Origin of the sequence: Burkholderia ubonensis (genome assembly GCF_902833085.1) — a bacterium.
GTDB lineage: Bacteria > Pseudomonadota > Gammaproteobacteria > Burkholderiales > Burkholderiaceae > Burkholderia > Burkholderia ubonensis.
In genome coordinates this window covers 272,408-293,024 of sequence record NZ_CADFEB010000003.1, presented here as the reverse complement: position 1 = coordinate 293,024, position 20,617 = coordinate 272,408, and the positions used below count along the sequence as shown (strand labels likewise).

Genomic DNA, 20,617 nt, shown 5'->3' with positions numbered 1-20,617 from the left:
CTCACAGCAATTTGTCGAGAACGTCGGCCAGCTCGCCTTCGTCCAGTTGATCGAGCGCGTCGTCGATGCCGGCGGCCGCGGCGCCCGTCGCGGGCGATGCGGCCGGCGCCGATGCCGCCGCCTGCGCGGGGCCCGCCAGCCAGTGCGCGAGGCCGTCGATGTCGGGGTAGTCGAACATCACCGTCGACGGCACGCGGGTACGAAAGTCTTCCTGCAGCGCACGCTTGAGCTCGATCGCCATCAGCGAATCGAAGCCGAGCTCGTGGAACGACTTGTCGTGCGCGAGCGGCCGCGCCGCATCGAGCGCCATGATCCGGCGCACGATCCGCACCAGATGGCGGCGCGCGACGTCGAGCCGCTCGCCGCCGGCCGCCGCGTCGAGTTCGCGGGCGGCGTCGCCGGCGGGCGCGGCCGGCACCGACGCCGGCGCGGACGCCGGTTGCGTCGCGGCCTGCGGATGGGCGGCCAGCCAGTCCTCCACCAGCGCCGGCGCGGCGGCCGTCGCGCGCCAGTCGCGGCTGAACGCCGCCCAGTCGACGTCGGCGATCCCCACCTGCGCGCGGCCGCTCGCGAGCGCCTGCCCGAGTTCGGCAAGCGCCTGCGCCGGCGCGAGCCGCCGCAAGCCGCTGCCTTCACCGGGATTGCGCGGGCCGCCCCGCGCGGCCATCCCCACGCCGTCCCAGCCCGGCCAGTTCACCGACAGTGCCGGCAGGCCGAGCGCGTGCCGCGCATGCGCGAGCTGGTCCATGAAGCCGTTCGCGGCCGCGTAGTTGCCCTGGCCCGCCGAGCCGAGCAGCGACGCGAGCGACGAATACAGCACGAACGCGTCGAGATCGAGCCCGCGCGAGAGCTGGTGCAGGTTCCAGCCGCCGAGCACCTTGGCGCGCGCGACGCGCTCGAACGCGGCATCGTCGAGCGTCGCGAACGCGCCGTCGGCGAGCACGCCCGCGCAGTGGAAAATGCCGCGCAGCGGGCCGTGCTGCGCCGCCTGCGCGAAGACCGCCGCGAGCGCGTCGCGATCGGCGACATCGCACGCGCGGTAATCGACGCGCAGGCCGGTCGCGTCGCGCAGTGCGTCGAGCCGGCGCGCGAGCGCCGCGTCGGGCTCGCGGCGGCCCGTCAGCCACACGTGACGCACGCCCTGCGCGGCGAGCCAGCGGCACGTCTCGGCCGCCAGGTCGCCAAGGCCGCCCGTCAGCAGACAGGGGCCGTCGGCGCGCGGTTGCCATGGCAGCGCGGCCGGTTGCGCGGCGAGTTCGGCGATGCGCCGCACGTAACGGCGCCCGTCGCGCCACGCGATGCAGTCGCCGCGCGGCGACTGCCATTCGGCCGCGAGCGCGGCGGCGTGCTCGCGCGCGGACCGCGCGTCCACGTCGAGCAGCGTGACGGCGCGCCCCGGCCATTCGAGGCCCAGCGACTTGCAGAGGCCGAGCGCATAGCCGTAGAGCGGCGCGCCGCCGCCGTCGAGATCGGTTTGCCGTTCCGACAGCACGCCGAAGCGCACCGTGCCGCCCGTCGCTTCGAGCGCGTCGCCGAGCCGGGATGCGCGACGCGCGGCGGCGACGAACCGCAGCAGCGGCGCGCGCCACGCGTCGGCCGCCGCATCGTCGGCGGGCGCGGCCGGCAGCCCCGCGAGCAGCACGGCCGGGTGGCCGGCCAGCGCGTCGAGCACGGCGGCATCGTCGAGCGCGCTCGCATCGAGCGGGTCGGCCGATGCGGCAAGCCACGACTGCGCGGCCGTGCGCGCCGCGTCGTCGAGCAGCACGACGCGCGGCGCGGCGGATGGCGCAGCTTCGGCCGGCGCGCGCTCGACCCAGCGCTCGACGAGCGGCGGCAGGGGCTCGGCCGCGCGCCGCAATTGCGTCGCGGCGGCGCGCTTGGTGAGCAGGCCGTCGACGCGCACGAACGGCGGCTGGCCCGCCTCGGCCACGCTGAGGTCGTGCACGAAAGTTGCGCCGTCGGCGCTCTCGCTGACGAGCCGCGTGCTGGCGATCGCCGGCGCCGCCGCGCTGCCCGCACGCGGATGCACGACGAGCCGGTCGAGCGCGAACGGAATCGTCGCGCCGCGCATGTGGCTGCGGCCCGGTTCGTCGGCGAGCGTCGCGAGCGCGATGGTCTGGAACAGGGAATCGAGCACGCCCGGCGCGAGCGGCTGCCCCGCCGCGCACGGCCACGCGATCTCGGCCCGCGCATGACCGACGTGCTGCTCGATCGACGCCACGCCGCGGAACGCGTTGGCGAGGCGGATCTCGGCGCCGTACAGGCGGTCGTAGAACGTCGCGCCGTCGAAGCGCGCGAGCGCGGCGGCGGACGGCGGCTCGTCCGCCGGCTCCGCCGCCTGCGCGCCGGCCGGCAGCGCGCGGGCGTCGGCGCGCAAGTGGCGACGCGTGCGGCCGTCGCCGTCCGACAGCACCTCGACGCGATACGCCGCGCCGCCGCCGTCGGCATCGGGCAGCGCATCGAACACGTAGCGCACGGCCTCGCTGTCGGCGCCGACGATCAGCGCCGTCTCGCACACGACGTCGGCCAGCGCCCAGCCCTGCTCGCCGCGCAGCTCGTTCAGCATCCCGACGATCAGCGCCAGGTGCGCGGCGGCCGGCACCACGCGCTCGCCGTGGACGAGGTGGTCGTCGAGCCGGAACGGCGGCTGGCGCACGTAGTCGACCGCGTAGATCACCTGGCGCGCGTCCTTCGCCGTCACGCGCAAGCCGAACGGCGCCGCCGGCGCGGATGCGTCCGCCACGCGCGGCGCGAGCCAGAAGCGCTGCCGGTCGAACGGGTAAACAGGCGCGTCGGGTCCGTCGCCGCGCGGCAGGTCGCGTCCGATGCCCGCGCCGGTGTCCGCGTCCCCGCCGGCTTCGGCCAGCGCGGCGTCGAGCGCGGCCAGCGCGTCGGCGGCGTTCGCGGCGGCGAAACTGCGCGTGCACGCGAGCCGCGCGCGGCGCGCGGCCTGCGCGACCAGCGCGCCGTAGCGTTGCGGCGGCAGCGTGGCCAACCGGTTCCGGTAGGCGGCCAGATACGCGCGCAACGCGGCGGGGCTCGCCGCCGAGATCCGCAACGCGGCGGGGGGGCCATCCTCCGCGCGTGGGGTGGCGACCGACGCGGCAGCCGGCGCGGCGATTGACGGAGCAGCCGGCGCGGCTTCGAGCACGACGTGTACGTTGGTGCCGCTGAAGCCGAACGAGCTGACCGCCGCGCAGCGCCCGGCGCCGCGCCATTCGGCCGGCTCGGTCGGAATCCGGATCGGTGCGTCGCCGATCTCGATCTCGGGGTTCGGCCGCGTGAAATGCAGGTGCGGCACGATCGTTTCATGACGCAGGCACAGCACGGCCTTGATGAATCCCGCGATGCCCGCCGCCGCCTCGGCGTGACCGAGATTGGTCTTGACCGAGCCGATCCAGAGCGGCGCATCGCGGCCGGCGGCATCGCCGTATACGGCGCGCGCCGCCGCGAATTCGATCGGATCGCCGAGCGGCGTGCCGGTGCCGTGCGCCTCGAGCAGCCCGACGCGCGCGGGATCGAGCGCCGCGTCGGCCAGCGCGTCGCGCAGCACGCGCTGCTGCGCCTGCCCGTTCGGCGCGGTCAGCCCCTGGCTGTGGCCGTCCTGGTTGGCCGCCGAGCCGCGCACCACCGCCAGCACGTCGTCGCCCGCGGCCAGCGCGTCGTCGAGGCGCTTGAGCACCACCATCGCGCAGCCCTCGCTGCGCACGTAGCCGTCGGCGGCGGCGTCGAAGGTCTTGCAGCGGCCGTCGGGCGCGAGCATCGCGCCCTTCGAGAGCAGCACCGAGGTTTCGGCGGACAGCAGCAGGTTCACGCCGCCCGCCAGCGCGATCCCGCATTCGCCGCGCCGCAGCGCCTGCACCGCCAGGTGCACCGCCATCAGCGACGACGAGCACGCGGTGTCGACCGCCAGCGCCGGCCCCTGCCAGTCGAGCACGAACGCGAGCCGGCCGGCCGTCACGCTGAGCGCGTTGCCGGTGCCGTGATGGTGCGACAGCGCGTCGGCGCCGGTCGCGAAACGGCGCGCATAGTCGTTCGGGCCGGGGCCGACGAACACGCCGCCGGCGATCCCGCCCGACGCGAAATCGTAGCCGGCGCGCTCCAGCGCCTCCCAGCCGGTTTCGAGCAGCAGGCGCTGCTGCGGGTCCATGCACTGGGCCTCGCGCGGCGTGATGCCGAACAGGTCGCAATCGAACCGGTCCACGCCGTCGAGCACGCCGGCGCGCGTGGTGACCAGCGCGCCGGCGCGCAGCAGCGCGGGCGCGTCCCAGCGCAGCGCGTCGATCTCGCCGATCAGGTCGCGGCCCTCGCCGAGCGCGGCCCAGAACGCCTCCGGGGAATCGATGCCGCCGGGGAAGCGGCAGCCGATGCCGATCACCGCGATGTCCTCGCGCCCGGCGGCCGCGCGAGGCGGCGTCGCGGCCGTGGCCGTGGCCATGGCCGAGGCCGTGGCGGCCGGCGCGCGCGGCGCATCGGCCTGGCCCTGCGCCAGTTGCCGGGCCAATCGGCCGACCTGCGGAAAATCGAACAGCAGCCGCGACGGCAGCTCGCGGCCGAGCCGCCGCGCCAGCAGGTCGCGCAGCTCGACGAGCGTGATCGAATCCATGCCGAGCGCATGCAGCGTTTCGTTCGCGCCGATCGCGCCCGGATCGGGCAGGTCGAGCACCGCCGCGATCGATTCGCGCAGCAACGCGTCGACCTCGCCCGGCGTGTGCGCGGCGGGGGCGGCCGCTGCGGACGACGACACCGTCGCCTCATGCGACGCCTCATGCGTCACCTCGCGCGGCGCCGCCACGAACGCCCGCAGCAGCGGCCGCGCGGCGGCCCGCGGCGTCGCGCCGATCCGCGCCCAGTCGAACGCGCCGACGATCGCCTGCGGCCCGGGATGCGCGAACCACAGCGCGCCGCGCGCGAGCAGCCGGGCCGGATCGAGCGCGCGCACCCCCGCGCGCTGCAACTGGCGGGCCACGCGCGGATCGTCCGCCATGCCCTCGCCGGCCACCGCGCCGAGGCACAGGCTCAGGGCCGGCAGCCCCTCGTCCCGGCGCCGCCGCGCGAGCGCGTCGAGCGCGGCGTTGGCGGCCGCGTAGTTGGCCTGCCCCGGGGCGCCGAGCACGCCCGCGATCGAGGACAGCATCACGAAGCAATCCAGTTCGGCGCCGCGGCTCGCGCGGTCCAGCAGCCACGCGCCGGTGACCTTCGCGTCGAACACGCGGCGGAACGCATCGGCGTCGAGCCGCGCGTAAGCCGCGTCGGCCAGCTGGCCCGCCGCGTGGACAAGGCCCGCGAGCGGCGCGTGCTCGCGCGCGAGTTGCGCGAACAGGCGCTCGACCGACGCGGCGTCGGCCACGTCGGCGGCAATCACCGCCAGGCGCGCGCCGCGCGCATCGGCCAGCGCGCGCAGGGCCGGCGGCTCCGCCGCCGGGCCGCGCCGCGAGGTCAGCACGACGTCGCGTGCGCCCGCCTCGATCAGCGCGCGCGCGAACAGCGCGCCGAGCGCGCCGGTGCCGCCCGTGACGAGATAGCAGCGATCGGCGCGCACGCCCGCGCCCTTGGACGCCATGGTCGCCATGGTTGGGAAGGCGGCTGCGACGAGCCGCGGCACGCGGGCGCCGTCGGCCGTGATCCACCGCTCGTGCTCGGCGCCGCGCTCGCGGCCCAGCTCGCCGGCCAGTGCGTCGGCGCGCGCATCGGCATCGAGCGCGGCATCGACGCCGGTCATGGTCATGCGCAGCCCGGGCACTTCCTCGTGCAGCGAGCGGCACAGCGCCGCCAGCGCCGACGCGAGCGGCCGATAGCCGGACGGGTGCGCGTCGCCGATGCAGTGGACCGCCGGACGGTGCGCGGCCGGCATCGCGTCGATCGCCGCGACCAGCGCCAGCAGGCCGACCAGCGGCGCGGGCCCGGGCGCCTGCGCCGGCTCCGGTTCGCCCGGCCACACCAGCACCGCGTCGAAGTCGGGCAGGTCGGCGGCCAGCGCCGCGATGCCGACCGGCGTCAGCGCGCAGCCGACCGTCACGAGCGCGCCGCCCCGCGTGAGGCGCGCATCGAGCGCGGCGGCCAGCACGGCATCGCCGACGAACAGCAGCCAGCGGCCGGCCGGCTCGGCGGGCGCCGCCACGGGCGCGGCCACCCAGTCGATCGCGTAGTCGATCGCGCCGTCGTCGGCGTCGATCCCCGTGCCGGCAGGTTCGCGCACCGCGACGCGCGACGCACGCGGCGCGCCGTCGGGCAGCCAGTAGCGCTGGCGCTGGAACGGATAGCCGGGCAAGGCCGGCCGCGCCGCATCGGGCGCCGAACCGCGCGGCCAGCGCAGCGGCAGGCCCGCCAGGTAGGCGGCGCGCATCGTCTGCGCGAACGAGGTCAGGTCGTCGCGCGGGCGCAGCAAGCCGTACCACTGCGCGCCGTCGGCGCCGGCCATCTGCCGCGCCATGCCGATCAGCTGCTCGTTCGGCCCGATCTCGATCGCCAGCCGCGCCGGCGCCGCGCGCCAGTCCTCGTCGGCCCACAACGCGGCCACCGCCGCGTCGAAGCGCACGGCGTCGCGCACGTGCGCGACCCAGTAGCCCGGATCGGTCACCTCGCCGGCGGCGAGCCGGCCCAGCGCCGTCGAGACGAACGCGATGCGTGGCGGCGAGAAGCGCGTCTGCCGGACGACTTCGGCGAACTCGGCGAGCATCGGCTCCATCATCGGCGAATGGAACGCATGCGAGACCGCGAGCGGCACGCAGCGCACCTCGGCCGCCTGCGCGGCGTTCGCGAGGCGTTCGATCGCATCGGCCGGGCCGGCGTAGACGAGGCTCGCCGGGCCGTTCGCCACCGCCAGCGTGGCGCCGCCCGCCGTGCGCGCGAGCGCCGCCGCGCGCGCCGCGTCGGTCAGCAGCACGAGCATGCCGCCCGGCGCGCAGCGTGCTTCCATCAGCCGGCCGCGCTGGACGATCATGCGCGCGGCGTCGTCGAGGCCGAACACGCCGGCCAGCACCGCCGCCGCGTACTCGCCGATGCTGTGGCCCAGCACGTAGCGCGGCGCGAGGCCGAGCCCCGCGAGATAGTGCGAGAGCGCGTACTGCAGCGCGAAAATCGCCGGCTGCGTATAGCGCGTGCTGTTGAGCGCGCCGGCCTCGCCCCGGATGACCGGCAGCACCGATTCGCCGAGATGCGGCGCGAGCGCGCGATCGGCGGCTTCGAGACACGCGCGAAAGGCCGGCTGCGTGTCGTACAGCGCGCAGCCCATCCCCGCGTATTGCGAGCCCTGCCCCGTGAACAGCCAGGCCAGCGCGGGCTCGGCGGGCGCCGCGCCGGGGCCGGCGTCGGCCGGCGCGTCCAGCGCCTGCGCGAGTTGCGCGAGCAGCGCGTCGCGATCCTTCGCGACGAATGCGGCGCGGTGCGCGTAGTGCGCGCGGCCGGCGTTGAGCGCGTCGCAGGCGGCGGCCCAGTCGGGCGCGTCGCGGAAATACGCGTGGCAGCGCGCGACCAGCTCCCGCAGCGCGACCGGGTCCTTCGCGGACACGCCGACGAAACGCGCCGCCTCGGGCAGCGGCGCCGCCGCGCCGGCATCGGCACCCGCCCCCGCGCGCGCCGGCGCCGCGCTGACCGGGTCCTGCAGGATCAGGTGTGCGTTGGTGCCGCTGAAGCCGAAGCTGCTGACGCCGGCGTAGTACGGCGCGTCGGGGCCGAACGCGATCGGCGTGGCCTCGCGCACGACCGCGACGCCGCCCGACGCCCAGTCGACGTGCGGCGTCGGCGCGCCCAGGTTGATCTGCGCGGGCAGCAGCCGGTGGCGGAACGCGAGCACGGTCTTGATCACGCCGGCCACGCCGCTCGCCGCCTCGAGGTGGCCGATGTGCGCCTTCAGCGCGCCGATCAGCATCGGCGCGTCCGCGTCGCGGCCGGCGCCCAGCGCCTGCTGCAGCGCCTTGATCTCGATCGGATCGCCGAGCGCGGTGCCGGTGCCGTGCGTCTCGACGTAGCGGATCGCGTCGGGCGCGAGCTTCGCGCGCTTGAGCGCGGCGGCGATCAGCGCCTGCTGCGCATAGCCGTTCGGCACGGTCAGGCCGCTGCTCGCGCCGTCCTGGTTCACGTGGCTGCCGCGAATCACCGCGAGAATCCGGCAGCCCTCCCGGAGCGCGTCGTCGAGGCGCTTGAGCACCAGCATCCCGCAGCCCTCGCCGCGCACCAGCCCGTCGGCCTCGGCGCTGAACGGGCTGCAGCGCCCGCTCGCGCTCAGCACCTTGTTCTGCGCGAGCGCGATCGACGGCTCGGGCGTCAGCAGGCAGTTCACGCCGCCCGCGAGCGCGGTGTGGCATTCGTCGTTGACGAGGCTGCGGCACGCCTGGTGGATCGCGACCAGCGACGACGAGCAGGCCGTGTCGATCGCCAGCGCCGGGCCGTTGAACCCGTAGTGATAGGCGAGCCGGCCCGCGGCCGAGTTCATCGACGTGCCGGTGATCGAGTAGGCATCCTGACTGTCGGCGCGCGCCTTGTCGAACGTCAGCACCGCGTATTCGCTCGAACTGATGCCGACGAACACGCCCACCGGCTGGTCGCGCAGCGCCGTGACGGGCAGTTCGGCGTCCTCGAGCGCCTGGTGGCTGACCTCGAGCAGCAGCCGCTGCTGCGGGTCCATGCGCTGCGCCTCGCGCGGCGAGATGCCGAAGAAGCGCGCGTCGAAGCGGTCGACCCCGGTGAGGTAGCCGGCGCGGCGCGCGTAGGTCTTGTAGGGGGTGCCCGGCGTCGCGTCGTAATGGGCGTCCAGGTCCCAGCGCTCGGCCGGCACCTCGGAGAGCGCCTCGCGCCCGTCGCGCAGCAGCGCCCAGAGCGCCTCCGGGGAATCGGCGCCGGGCATCCGGCAGCCGATGCCGACGATCGCGACCGGCTGGTCGAGACGCGCCGACAGCGCCTGGATCTTCTGCATGCCCTGCCGGATCGCGTCGCGTTGACGCGCGAGCAGGTCTTGGTCTTTCGGTTCCATCAGCGGTCCTCCAGCAGCGCCTGCATCATCTGCAGCTCGCGTTCGATTTCATCGGTGGCGTCGCTCGCGACATCGCTCGCGGCGGGGGAAACGGGCGCGGGGGCCGGGGGGGCGGCGGCGGTCGCTGCCGGGGTTTCGGCCGGCGACGCGAGCGGCCGCGCGGCGGCGGCGGGCGCGGCGGCGGGCGCGGCGGCGGGTGCGGCGGCGGGTGCGGCGGCGCGCGCCGAGGCGGGCGCATCGAGCGCCTTCAATCGCGCCGCGAGCCAGCCGCGCAGGCGCGCCGGATTCGCGTTGTCGAACACGTCGACCGACGACACCGGCACGCCGGCGCGCGCGCCGAGCTTCTCGGCGAACGACAGCGTGAGCAGCGAATCCATGCCGAGATCGTGGAAGCCGGTGCCGGCATACGCGGCGAAGCTGCCCGACAGGCCCAGCACCTCGCGCAGCAGCGCATGCAGCAGGTCGTCGAGCATCGACTCGCGGCAGCCGGCCGCCGCGTATGCGCGCCGGAACGCGGCGGCGCCGTCGTTCGCGGCGGCCGTGGCGGGGCCGGCGGCGGCGCTCGCGCCCACCTCGGCGAACAGCGCGTCGAGCCAGCCGTGGCGGTAGATCGGCTTGAAGCGCGCCCAGTCGATGTCGAGCAGCGCGGCGCCGGGGTGCGGCGCCGGCTCGGCGAGCCAGCCGGCCACCTCGCGCAGCGTGAAGCTGCGCACGCCGACGCGCGCCGCGGCGGCCTTGCCGGCCGCATCGAGCATGCCGCCGTCGACGGGGCCCAGATGCACGACCGACGCGGCCAGGCCGCGCGCGCGGCGCCACGCCACGACGCGTTCGGCGAAGTGATTGGCGAGCGTGTAGTGCGCCTTCTCGCGCGCGCCCCACAGCGCGAGCATGGTCGAGAGCACCGTGAACGATTTCAGGCCCGGGCCGGCGTGCGCGTGCAGGTGCCAGGTGCCGGCCAGCTTCGCGTCGACCACCTCGCGCAAGTCGCCGCGCGCGCTCTCGCCGATCAGCCGGCTGCCGCCGACGCCGGCCGCGTGGATCACGTGCGCGACCGCTACGCCGTCGGCGGCGAGCCGCGCGAACAGCGCCGCGACCTGCCCCGCATCGGCGAGATCGGCGGCCAGCGCGATCACGCGGGCGCCGCGCGCGCGCAACGCCGCGACACGCGCGTCGCGCTCGGGCCCGTCGCTGTGGCGCCCGACCAGCACCAGCGTGTCGACGCGCGCGGCGAGCGCCTCGGCGAGCGCATGACCGATCCCGCCGAACCCGCCGGTGATCAGCACCGCGCCGTCGTACGGCACGGCCGCGCGCTGCGCACCGCCATCGACCGGCCGCAGGCGCGGCACGTGGGGCCGGCCGCCGCGCACCGCGACGTAGCGCAGCGCGCCCGGATCGCGGAAATGCGCGAGCAGCGGCGCGAAATCGGCCGGCTCGGCCGCCAGGTCGACCACGCCCGCGATGCGGCCGGGGAATTCGAGCGACGCGCACTTGAGCACGCCGGCCGCCACCGACTGCGCGAGCCCGTCCACGCGATCGGCGTCGACGGCGCGCTCGGCCTGGCGCGTCACGCACCAGAGCCGCGCGCCGGGCGCGGCGTCGGCGCCGAGCCAGCGCCGGCACAGCGCGATGCTCGCCTCGTACTGCGCGGTGGCCGCCGCGACGGTGTCGGCGTTCTCGCGCTCGCCGGCATCGGCGAAGCAGACGATCCGGTCGAACGCGTCGCGCGCCGGATCGGCGTCGGCCGAGAGCGCGTCGGCCCACGACAGCTCGCGGTACGACGCCTGCTCGCGCGCGAGCTGCGCGACGCAGCCGGCGCCCTGCCCGTCGTGGACCACCAGCCAGCGCTCGGCGCGATCGGCGGCCGACGCCTGCGCGACGATCAGCGCTTCCGCGCTCGCGTCGCTCGGCGGCAGGCCGCGCGTGTGCTCGAAACCGGCGACGGCGAGCTGCCGCCGCCATTGCTCGACGGACAGCACCGCGTAGTCAGCGCGCAGCGCGTGATCCTCGAAGCGCCACCAGCCGTCGGTCATGCCGAAGCTCAGGTCGGCGCTGAGCCGCGGCGCCGTGCATTCGCGCAGCAGCAGGTAGCCGCCCGGCGCGAGCAGGTCGCGCACGTGGCGCAGCGTGTCGGCGATCGAGCGCGTCGCATGCAGCACGTTGGCGGCGATCACGAGGTCGAACGCGCCGGCCGCGAACCCCTGGTCCGCGATCGGCCGCTCGATGTCGAGCAGGCGGTAGTCGACGTAGCCCGCGTCGCCGAACCGCGGCCGCGCGCGTTCGAGGAACAGCGGCGAGACGTCGGTGTAGCAGTAGGTCTCCACCGGCAGGCCGCGCAATGCGTCGAGCACGGTGCGCGAGGTGCCGCCCGTGCCGGCGCCGATCTCGACGATCCGCAGCGGCCGGTGCGCGGCGAGGCGCGCGGCCCACTGCGCGAGCTGGCCGTTCAGCACGCGCGCGATCGGCGACTCGACGTACACCGCCTCGCTGCCGTCGAACGCGGACCCGCCGAACAGCACCTCGAGCGGATTGCGCCGGCCGCGCAGCACGTCGGGCAACGCGTCGGCGCAGCGGCGCAGGAACGCGGTCTCGCCGCGAAACTGCGGGAACGCGGCGTCCACCGTATCGAGCCGCGCGGCGGCCGCACCCGTCGGCGCAAGCTGCGCGCCGGCGCCGCGCGCACGCACCGCGAGCAGATGCGCGAACAGCCGTTGCTGGGCCGGCGCGATCGCGTCGGCTGCGTCGGCTGCGTCGGCCGAGTCGGCTGAGTCGGCTGAGTCGGCTGAGTCGGCTGAGTCGGCTGAGTCGGCTGAGTCGGCTGAGTCGGTTGAGTCGGTTGAGTCGGTTGAGTCGGTTGAGTCGGCTGAGTCGGCTGAGTCGGCTGAGTCGGCTGCGTCGGCTGAGTCGGCTGCGTCGGCTGCGTCGGCTGCGTCGGCTGCGTCGGCTGCGTCGGCTGCGTCGGCTGCGTCGGCGGCATCGGCGCCAGCCTGCCCGAGCGCGGCCAGCGTATCGGCGACGATGCCGGCGCACGCCTGTTCGATCTGCCCGCGATAGGCATCGTAGGCGTCGAGCCCGAAGCGCGCGGCCCAGGTCGCGGACGGTTCGAGGCCGTCCAGCGCGTCGGGCGCGGGCAGCGCCTCGCGCACGCTCGCGGCGGCGCGCGGCGGCCAGTCGACGGCTTCCCAGACGGTCTCGTAGACCGGCGCGGCACGCGGCGCCGCCTGCACGCGCCGGAACAGCACGTCGCGCAGTCGCCCGACGGGCCGGCCGCCGGCATCGGCCAGCGTGATCGTAAAGCGGTAACCGTCGTCGCACGCGTCGCGCACGAGCCGCGCCCGCAAGCGCTCGGGCAGCGCCGCGGCGGGCGGCAACGCGACCTCGCCGACGCCGGCGAGCAGGAACAGGCCGTCGTCCGCGTCGCGCGCGGCCGCGCTGGCCTGCAGGCACGCGTCGATCAGCAGCGCGGCGCGCTGCGGCGCGTCGTAGCCGGCGGCGCGCACCGGGCCGACCTCGGCCTCGCAGCGCGCGCCCTGCACCCGCAACGCGCCGAGGCAGCGGAAATCCTCGCCGAGCGACACGTCGCCGGCCTCGTGATGCGCGTAAAGCGCGGCGACGTCGAGCGCGCGCCAGCCGGCGGCGGGCCAGTCGCGATCGTCCGCTTCGTGCGCCTTGTCCGCTTCGTCAGCCTCATCGGCGAGCCCGCATGCGGCGCTCGCGTGCCGGACCCACGGCGCCGCCGCGTCGCCGGCCGCCCGGCTCCACAACGACACGCGCGCGCCGTCGGCCGGCGCGTCGACCTGAACCAGATAGTCGCCGGCGGCGGCATCGAGATCGACGGGCCGCTGGAACTGCGCATCCGCGAGCGTGACGGCCGCGCCGCGCGCATCGGCGGCGACCGCGCGCATCAGTTCGAGCAGCAGCGACGCGGGCAGCAGGCGCCGGCCCTGCACGCGGTGCCCGTCGATGAAATCGAGCCACGCCGTCGCGGTGCGCAGGCGGCAGCTCACGCGGCCGTCGGGATGCGCGAGCCGGTCGCGCACGAGCGGATGGATCGCGGCCTCGCGCGGCGCGTCGTCCGCGGCCAGCGCCGCGTCGATGCGCGGCGAGCGGAACGTGCGGCGCGCGAACGGCCGGCGCGGGAAATCGGCGACGACGGGATGGCGCCGCGCGTCGAGCGGCGTCCAGTCGACCTCGACGCCCGCCGTGAACAGCGCGGCCAGCGTCGCGCGCAGCGCCGCGTCGTCGTCGATGCGGTGCCAGCGCGCCGAGGCCGGCAACGGGCACGGCGGCGCGCCGAGCGCGAGCACGTGGGCGCCGTCGAACGCGTCGGCCGCGCTGCCGGCGCGCGTTTCGCCGGCGACGGCCTCGTTCGCGGCGATCACGTGCAGATCGTTGCCCGCCGCGCCGGCACGGTACGGCAAGCCGGCCGGCTCGTCGCGCTGCCAGAGCCACGCGCGCACGAACGCGGGCTCGATGCCGCGCACCGCCACCGCTGCGGGGAACAGGCCGAACGACGCGCAGCGCGCGAGCCAGGCGCGATGCGTGGCGGCCAGCGACGCGTCGTCCGCCGCGCCGTCGTCCGACAGGAACAGCACGATACGGCCCGAGCCCGAGCCCGAGCCCGAGCCCGAGCCCGAGCCTGAGCCCGGCGCGCGGCGCGGCTCGCGCTCGGCCAGCGCGCGTTCCAGCCGCGCGGCGAGTTCGGCGCCGTCGCGCCCCGTCACGGCGATCCGCTCGCCGAGCGCGACGCGCCGGTGCGTCGACGTATGCGCGATCGCGGCGAGTTCGCCAGCGGGTTTCGCGCGCAGGTAGGCGGCCATCTCGTCGACGTGCCGGCGCAGCGCCTCGGGCGTCTTCGCGCTGAGCGCGAGCACGTGAACGCCGGCGTCCGCCTGCGCGTCGTCCGCCGCCTGCCATGCCGGCGGCGCCGCCGCGACGATCGCGTGCGCATTGGTGCCGCTGAAGCCGAAGCTGCTGACGCCGGCCTGCCACGGCCGCCCGTCGGTGGGCGGCAGCGGCGTCGGCCGCCGCGCCACCTCGAATTTCGCCGCGTCCCAGCCGATTGCGGGATTGAGCGTGTCGAAACCGGGCTGCGGCGGCGCCTCGCCGTGACGCACCACCAGCATCGCCTTGATCAGCCCGGCCAGGCCCGCCGCGGCCTCGAGATGGCCGAGGTTCGCCTTCACCGCGCCGATCGAGAGCGGCCGGCCGGCCTCGCGCGCCGCGCCGTACGCGTCGGCGATCGCATGCGCCTCGATCGGGTCGCCGAGCCGCGTGCCGGTGCCGTGCGCCTCGACGTAGTCGACCTCGCCGGGCGCCACGCCCGCGCGTTGCAGCGCCGCGCGGATCACCGCGCGCTGCGCCGAGCCGTTCGGCACGGTCAGGCCGCTGCTGTGGCCGTCGTGATTGATCGCCACGCCCTTGATCACGGCGTGGATGCGATCGCCGTCGGCCTGCGCGTCGGCGAGCCGCTTGAGCACCAGCACCGCGCAGCCCTCGCCGCGCACGTAGCCTTGCGCGCGCGCATCGAACGTGTGGCAGTCGCGCTCGGGGCTCAGCATCCGCGCGCGCGAGAAATTGATGCCCGCGTGCGGCGTCAGCATCGCGTTGACGCCGGCCGCCAGCGCGAGGCCGCACTCGCGCTGCTGCAGCCGCCGGCACGCGTCGTACACCGCGACCAGCGACGACGAGCAGGCCGTGTCGATCGACAGCGAAGGGCCGCTGAAATCATAGAAGTACGACAGGCGCCCGGCCGCCATGCTGAACGAATTGCCGGAGGCCACGTAGGGGTTCGCGTGCGCCGGATCGGCGAGCAGCGCCATCCCGTAGTCCTGGCTGCCGATCCCGACCACCACGCCGGTGTCGCTGCCGCGCAGCCGGCCGATGTCGAAGCCGGCGTCCTCGAGCGCGAGCCAGCTCTGCTCGAGCAGCAGCCGCTGCTGCGGATCGAGGTTCTCGGCCTCGAGCGCGGACAGGCCGAAGAACTCGGCGTCGAAGTCGTAGATGCGCTCCAGCAGGCCCGCGTAGGGCGTCACCAGCTTGCCGGCGGCCGCGTAGTCGGGATCGACGAACTGCCGGTTGCTCCAGCGCTCCGGGCCGACCTCGATCACGCCGCTGCGGCCCTCGCGCAGCAGCGCCCAGTACGCGTCGAGATCCGTCACCCCGCCGGGGAAACGCAGCGACACGCCGACGATCGCCACGTCGTCGCGATGGCCGCGCTCGGCCTGCGCGAGCCGCGTCTTCAGTTCGCGGATCGTCCGGATCGATTGCAGCAGCAGGTCCTTGTCCATGTCCGTCATCAAAGTGCTCCGCGTGATTCGAGGCCGCCGAGCTCGCGTTCGAGGATGCGGGCGAGCTCGGCGGCGCTGTGGTCCGTCAGGGGCGCGTCGGCCGAAGCCGAAGCCGGCGCCGGGACGGCGGCCGGCGCGCCGGCGGGCGCCCCCGCCGGCGCGAACAGCGCATCGAGCGCGCCGCGCGCGAGGCAGTCGGCGACGGCGGCCACCGTCGGGTGATCGAACGCGACGGTGGCGGGCAGCGATGCGCCGAACTCGCGTTCGAGCTGCCGGTGCAGCACGGTCGCGTGCAGCGAATCGACGCCGATCTCGGCGAACCCGTCGGTGTCGGCGATCGACGCGGCGTCGCGGCCGACGCAGGCCGCGACGAGCTCGCGCAAGCGCGCGCGCAACGCGTGCCGGCGCCGGTCGGGCGGCACCTCGGCGAGGCGCTCGGCGAACGAGGGCGGCTCGGCCGCCGCCGTCCCCGCACCGGCATCGGCGTCGTGCGCGACCAGCCCGGCCCACAGCGGCGCCGGCGCGTACGTGGCCGCATGGCGCCGCCAGTCGAGATCGAACACGCCGACGCAAGCCGCGGGCGCGGCGCTCGCGGACGGCGCGAGCCAGTCCGACAGCACGCGCAGGTAGTCGTCGGCGCCGCGCGCGGCCAGGCCGATCGCGCGGTGCTGCGCCGCGAGCGCATCGCCGCCGCGCGCCGCCATGCCGACGCCGGCCCACGGCCCCCACTGGATCGCGAGCGCCGGCAGGCCCAGCGCGCGGCGGTGCTCGACGACGGCCTCGGCCAGCGCGTTGGCGAGCGCATAGGCGGCCTGCCCCGGCTGGCCGAGCAGCGCCGACAGCGACGAGAACACCACGAAGTGATCGAGCGGCTGGCCGAGCGTCGCGCGGTGCAGATGCCACGCGCCGGCGCCCTTGGGCAGCAGCACGTCGCGCGCGGGGCCCCACGCGTCGTGCGAGAACGGCCGGTCGTCGAGCACGGCGGCGCAGTGGAACACGCCGGCAAGCGGCGTCGCGCCGAGCGTGCGTTGCAGCGCGTCGCGCAGCGCGGCGGGATCGGCGACGCCGGTGGCCAGCGTATCGATGCGCGCGCCGTGGCGGCGGCCGAGCCGGTCGAGCGACGCGGACTCGGCGGCGTCGGGCGCGCGGCGATTCAGGCTGACGACGTGGCGCGCGCCCTGTTCGAGCAGCCACGCGAGCACGCGCGCGCCGACCCCGCCCAGGCCGCCGCTGACGAGATAGGCATGACCGTCGCGCGCGCGGAACGCGGCCGACGGCGCGGGCGTGGCGCGCGCGAGGCGCGGCACCCTGAGGCCGTCGCGCGTGAGCCGGCAGGCCGGCTCGCGGATCGCGAGCAGCGCGTCGAGGTGCGCGGCGAGCGTCGCATCGTCGGCGTCGGGCGCGCGTTCGAGCCAGGTGGCCGACGGGCCCGCGCGCTCCTTGTCCGCGCAGGCCAGCACGGCCGGCCAGCGCGGCCGCATACCCGGCTCGCCCGGCGCCGGCGCGGCGCCGATCACGAGCACGTGCGGCGCATCGGCAGGCAGGCGCGCGAGCGCCGACCAGCAGCCGCCGAGCCGTTCGAGCCGGCCCGCGTCGAGCGCGCCGTCGGGCCACGCGGCGCCGTCGTCGACGCGCAGCACGACCCGGTCGAACGCGCCGTGCGCGGCGGCCTGCGCGGCGAACACCGCGTCGACGCCCGCGCCCGACGCGCGCTCGCAGGCGGCCTCGACCACGCGGATGCCGCGCGCGGTCAATGCCGCGGCCAATGCCGCGGTCGATTCGTCATGCGGCGCGTCGCCGGCCGGCGCGCCGCGTCCATCGTCATGGCCCTGGCCGGCCGCCGCCGTCGCGCGCAGCAGCAGCACCTGCCGCACCGGCGCGGGCGCAGGCGCGGGCACGGCGTCGGCCGCGAACGGCGTCCAGCGCGTCACGTAGCTCGCGGGCGCGGCGCTCGCCGGCGCGGCGCCGAACGCCTGCGCGAGCCCGCTGCTCGCCGCGAGCGGGCGCGGGGTGTACCAGCAGCGCACCCGCGCGAACGGCTCGCCGGCCACGTGTCGCGACGGCCGGTCGTCGCCGCGCTCGACGATCACGTGCGCATTGGTGCCGTTGAAGCCGAACGCGCTGACGGCGCCCAGCAGCCGGCCCGCTTCCGCGCCGGCGAGCGCGCGCGCGGCGCGCGGGATCTCGATCCGCTCGCTCGCGTCGATGAACGGGTTCAACGTCGCGTAATGCAACTGCGCGGGCGCGGTGCGCGCGCGCAGGCTCAGCACCAGCTTCAGCAGCCCCGCGAGCCCCGACGCGGCCTCGGTGTGGCCGACGAACGACTTCAGCGCGCCGAGCACCAGCGGGCTCGCGCGCGGCGTCTCGTCGGCGTACACGGCGCGCAGCGCGTGGTATTCGATCGGATCGCCGAGCGCGGTGCCGGTGCCGTGCGCCTCGACCAGCGCGACCTCGCGCGCATCCACGCCGGCGTCGCGCAGCGCGGCGCGCATCACGCGCTCCTGGGCGCGGCCGTTCGGCGCGGTCAGGCCGCTGCTGCGGCCATCGTGGTTGATCGCGCTGCCGCGGATCACCGCGTGGATCGCGTCGCCGTCGGCGCGCGCGTCGGCGAGCCGCTTGAGCACCATCACGACGCAGCCCTCGGCGCGCACGTAGCCGTCCGCGCGCGCGTCGAACGCGGCGCAGCGCCCCTGCCGCGACAGCGCGCGCGCCTTGCCGAGCAGCACGAAGGTGTCGGGTGAGACCAGCGCGTTGACGCCGCCGACCACCGCGAGCCGGTTCCGGCCGCCGCGCAGGTGCCGCACCGCCGCGTCCAGCGCGACCAGCGACGACGAGCACGCGGTGTCGTGGCAGATCGCCGGGCCGTCGAGGCCGAACAGGTGCGCGACGCGCCCGGCGATGATGTTCATCGACTGGCCGGTCGACATCAGCCCGGCGTCCTCGCCGTCGGCCACCGAGCGGCACAGCGGGCCGTACTCGTTCTGGCCGATGCCGAAGAACACGGCGGCGTCCAGCGAACCGGCCGCGCCGCCGTCGAGCCGCGCGGCGGGATCGATGCCCGCGTCCTCGAACGCGCGCCAGGTGGTCTCCAGCGCGAGCCGCTGCTGCGGGTCCATGAAGCAGGCCTCGCGATGCGACAGGCGGAAACGCGCGTGATCGAACTGCTCCAGGTCGTCGAGGAAGCCGCCCGCGAGGCTGTATGCCTTGCCGGGCGCATCGTCGTCGGACAGGTAGCGCGCCAGGTCGAAACGCGCGGCGGGCCGCGCGTCGATGACGTCGAGCGCATCGTCGCCGGCCGGCGCCGCGCGCGTCAGTCGCGCCCAAAGCGCGTCGGGCGAATCGGCGCCCGGCAGCCGGCACGCCATGCCGACGATCGCGATCGCGCCGTCGTCGGCGTCGGCCCGGGCCGCATCGGCGCCGGCCTGCGCGGCGCCGCCGGGCGCCGGGCGCGGGTTCGCACTCGCCCAGGCCTGCGCCAGCGCGTCGGCCAGCGCGTGCAGCGTCGGATGATCGAACACCACGGTCGGGCGGCACGGCACGCCGAGCCGCTGACGCAGCTTCTGGCTCAGCTCGATGCTCAGCAGCGAGTTCAGCCCGAGTTCCTGCATCGGCCGCGTGTCGCCGCGCTCGGGCAGCGCCGCGCCGGTCAGCTCCGCCACCAGCTCGCGCAGCAATGCGAGCGTCGCGTCGGGCGTGCGGAAATCGTCGGCCACGGCGGCGGCGTCGACCGGCGCCTCGGCCGGGGCCGCCGGCGCGGTGGCGCTCAGCGCCGCGAACGGACGCAGGTGCTTCGCCGCCGCGACTTGCTCCGCATAGCGATGCCAGTCGACGTCGACGAGCTGGCGCGTCGCGCCCGGCTCGCCGAGCGCGCGCGCCAGCGCGGCGAGCGCGGCCTCGGGCGCGAGCCCGCGCAGCCCGAGCGCGCCGAAGCCCTGCTGATGCTGCCGGACCATCATGCCGACCTCGGCCCACGGCCCCCACGCGAGGCTGCGCGTGACGCGGCCCTCGGCCTCGCGGCGCTCGGCCAGCGCGTCGAGGAAGCGGTTCGCCATCGCGTAAGGCGCCATCTGCGCGGTGCCCCAGCGGCCGGCGACCGACGAGAAATAGACCTGGAAATCGAGCGCGTCGGCGCGCGTCAGCCGGTCCAGATGCAGCGCGCCGAACGCCTTGGCGCCGACGATGCGCGCGATGTCCTCGCGCGACAGGCGCGCGAGCGGAATCCGTTCGTTGCTGCCGGCCGCATGGAAGATGCCGCGCAGCGGCGGGCCGTCGCGGCGGATGCCGTCGAGGGCCGCGCCGAGCGCCGCCGGATCGCACGGATCGGCCGCGACCAGCGCGACGCGCGCCGCCTCGCCGGCCACGCGGCGCCGCTCGGCGAGCCACGCCGCCGCCTCCGGCGCGGCGGGGTCGCGCCGCCCGACCACCACCACGCGCCCGGCGCCGCGCGCGAGCAGGTCGTCGACCAGCACGGTGCCGATGCCGCCGGTGCCGCCGGTCACGAGATAGGTCGCGTCGGCCGCCGGCACGAACGCGGCGCGCGGCGGCGATGCGGCGGCCACGCGTTCGAGCACCGGCAGGTAGCGCTGGCCGGCGCGGTAGGCGATCTCGTCGTCGCTGCCGGCCGCGTCGCGCGCGACCTCGTCGAACGCGCGCTCGAGCGAGGCCGGCGCATCGTCGACGTCGATGCAGCCGCCCCAGGCGGCCGGTTGTTCGAGCGACAGCGTGCGGCCGAGCGCCGCGAGCGGCGCCAGCGCGACGTCGGCCGGCGCGGCGTCGCCGGGCAAGCGCTGGGCGCCGCGCGTGATCAGCCATAGCCGCGGCGGCGCCGCTGGGATGGCCGCCCCGGCGCCCACCGCGGCGGCCAGCGCCAGCGCGGTGCCCCAGCGCGCGGCGAGCACGGCGGCATCGGGCTCGGCAGCCGCGTCGGCGCGGGCGGCGGCATAGACGATCGCGTCGAACGGCCCGGACAGTTGCGACAGCGTCGACAGTTGCGCGGCCAGCGCCTCGGGCGCCCAGCCGGTGCCGGGATCGAGCTCCGACGCCGTGCACGACGCGAATCCGGCAGCCCCGGCCGGCGGCCAGGCGGCGCCGCGCTCGGTCAGCAGCAGCACGCGCGGCGTGCCGGCGAGCGCCGTCGCCGTGGCCGTGCCGGCGGCGGCGAGCGGCGCGGCCTGCCAGCGCGTCTCGTACGCGAGCCGCGCGGCAGGCGCGGCGTCCGCCGGCTCGTCCGGCCGCAGCTGCAGGATCTCGTCGCGCAGCGCGCGCGCCAGCGCCTGCAACTGCGGCTTCGACAGTTGTTCGATCCGATCGAGAAAATGTGCCACGGTCCTCCCCACGCCGGCGGCGAAAGTCAGTTGCC

General features: G+C 76.4%; 3 protein-coding genes. All 3 read right to left on the bottom strand.

Going from position 1 to position 20,617, the window contains the following annotated elements; all coding sequences use genetic code 11:
• Position 1: 1 nt before the first annotated feature.
• From HWX31_RS08885 to HWX31_RS08875, 3 genes are read right to left on the bottom strand one after another with little or no spacing between them, the layout of a single operon-like run.
• Complete coding sequence (locus HWX31_RS08885) at positions 2 to 8,971, bottom strand: type I polyketide synthase (RefSeq protein WP_175933898.1); 8,970 nt, start codon at positions 8,969 to 8,971, stop codon at positions 2 to 4.
• The gene (locus tag HWX31_RS08880) at positions 8,971 to 15,267 is read right to left on the bottom strand and encodes a type I polyketide synthase (protein ID WP_175933897.1); all 6,297 of its coding nucleotides are present in this window, start codon (positions 15,265 to 15,267) and stop codon (positions 8,971 to 8,973) included. Before HWX31_RS08880 ends, HWX31_RS08885 begins: the two co-directional genes overlap by 1 nt.
• A complete protein-coding gene (locus HWX31_RS08875) occupies positions 15,267 to 20,582 on the bottom strand; it encodes an SDR family NAD(P)-dependent oxidoreductase (protein ID WP_175933896.1) in 5,316 nt (1,771 codons plus the stop codon). The genes HWX31_RS08880 and HWX31_RS08875 overlap by 1 nt, the downstream gene beginning before the upstream one ends.
• Between the last annotated feature and the right edge of the window lie 35 nt (positions 20,583 to 20,617).

Bases quoted from the DNA above. Each gene is read 5' to 3' on its own strand.
- HWX31_RS08880 (WP_175933897.1), bottom strand. From the start codon at position 15,267: ATGACGGACATGGACAAGGACCTGCTGCTGCAATCGATCCGGACGATC.
- HWX31_RS08885 (WP_175933898.1), bottom strand. From the start codon at position 8,971: ATGGAACCGAAAGACCAAGACCTGCTCGCGCGTCAACGCGACGCGATC.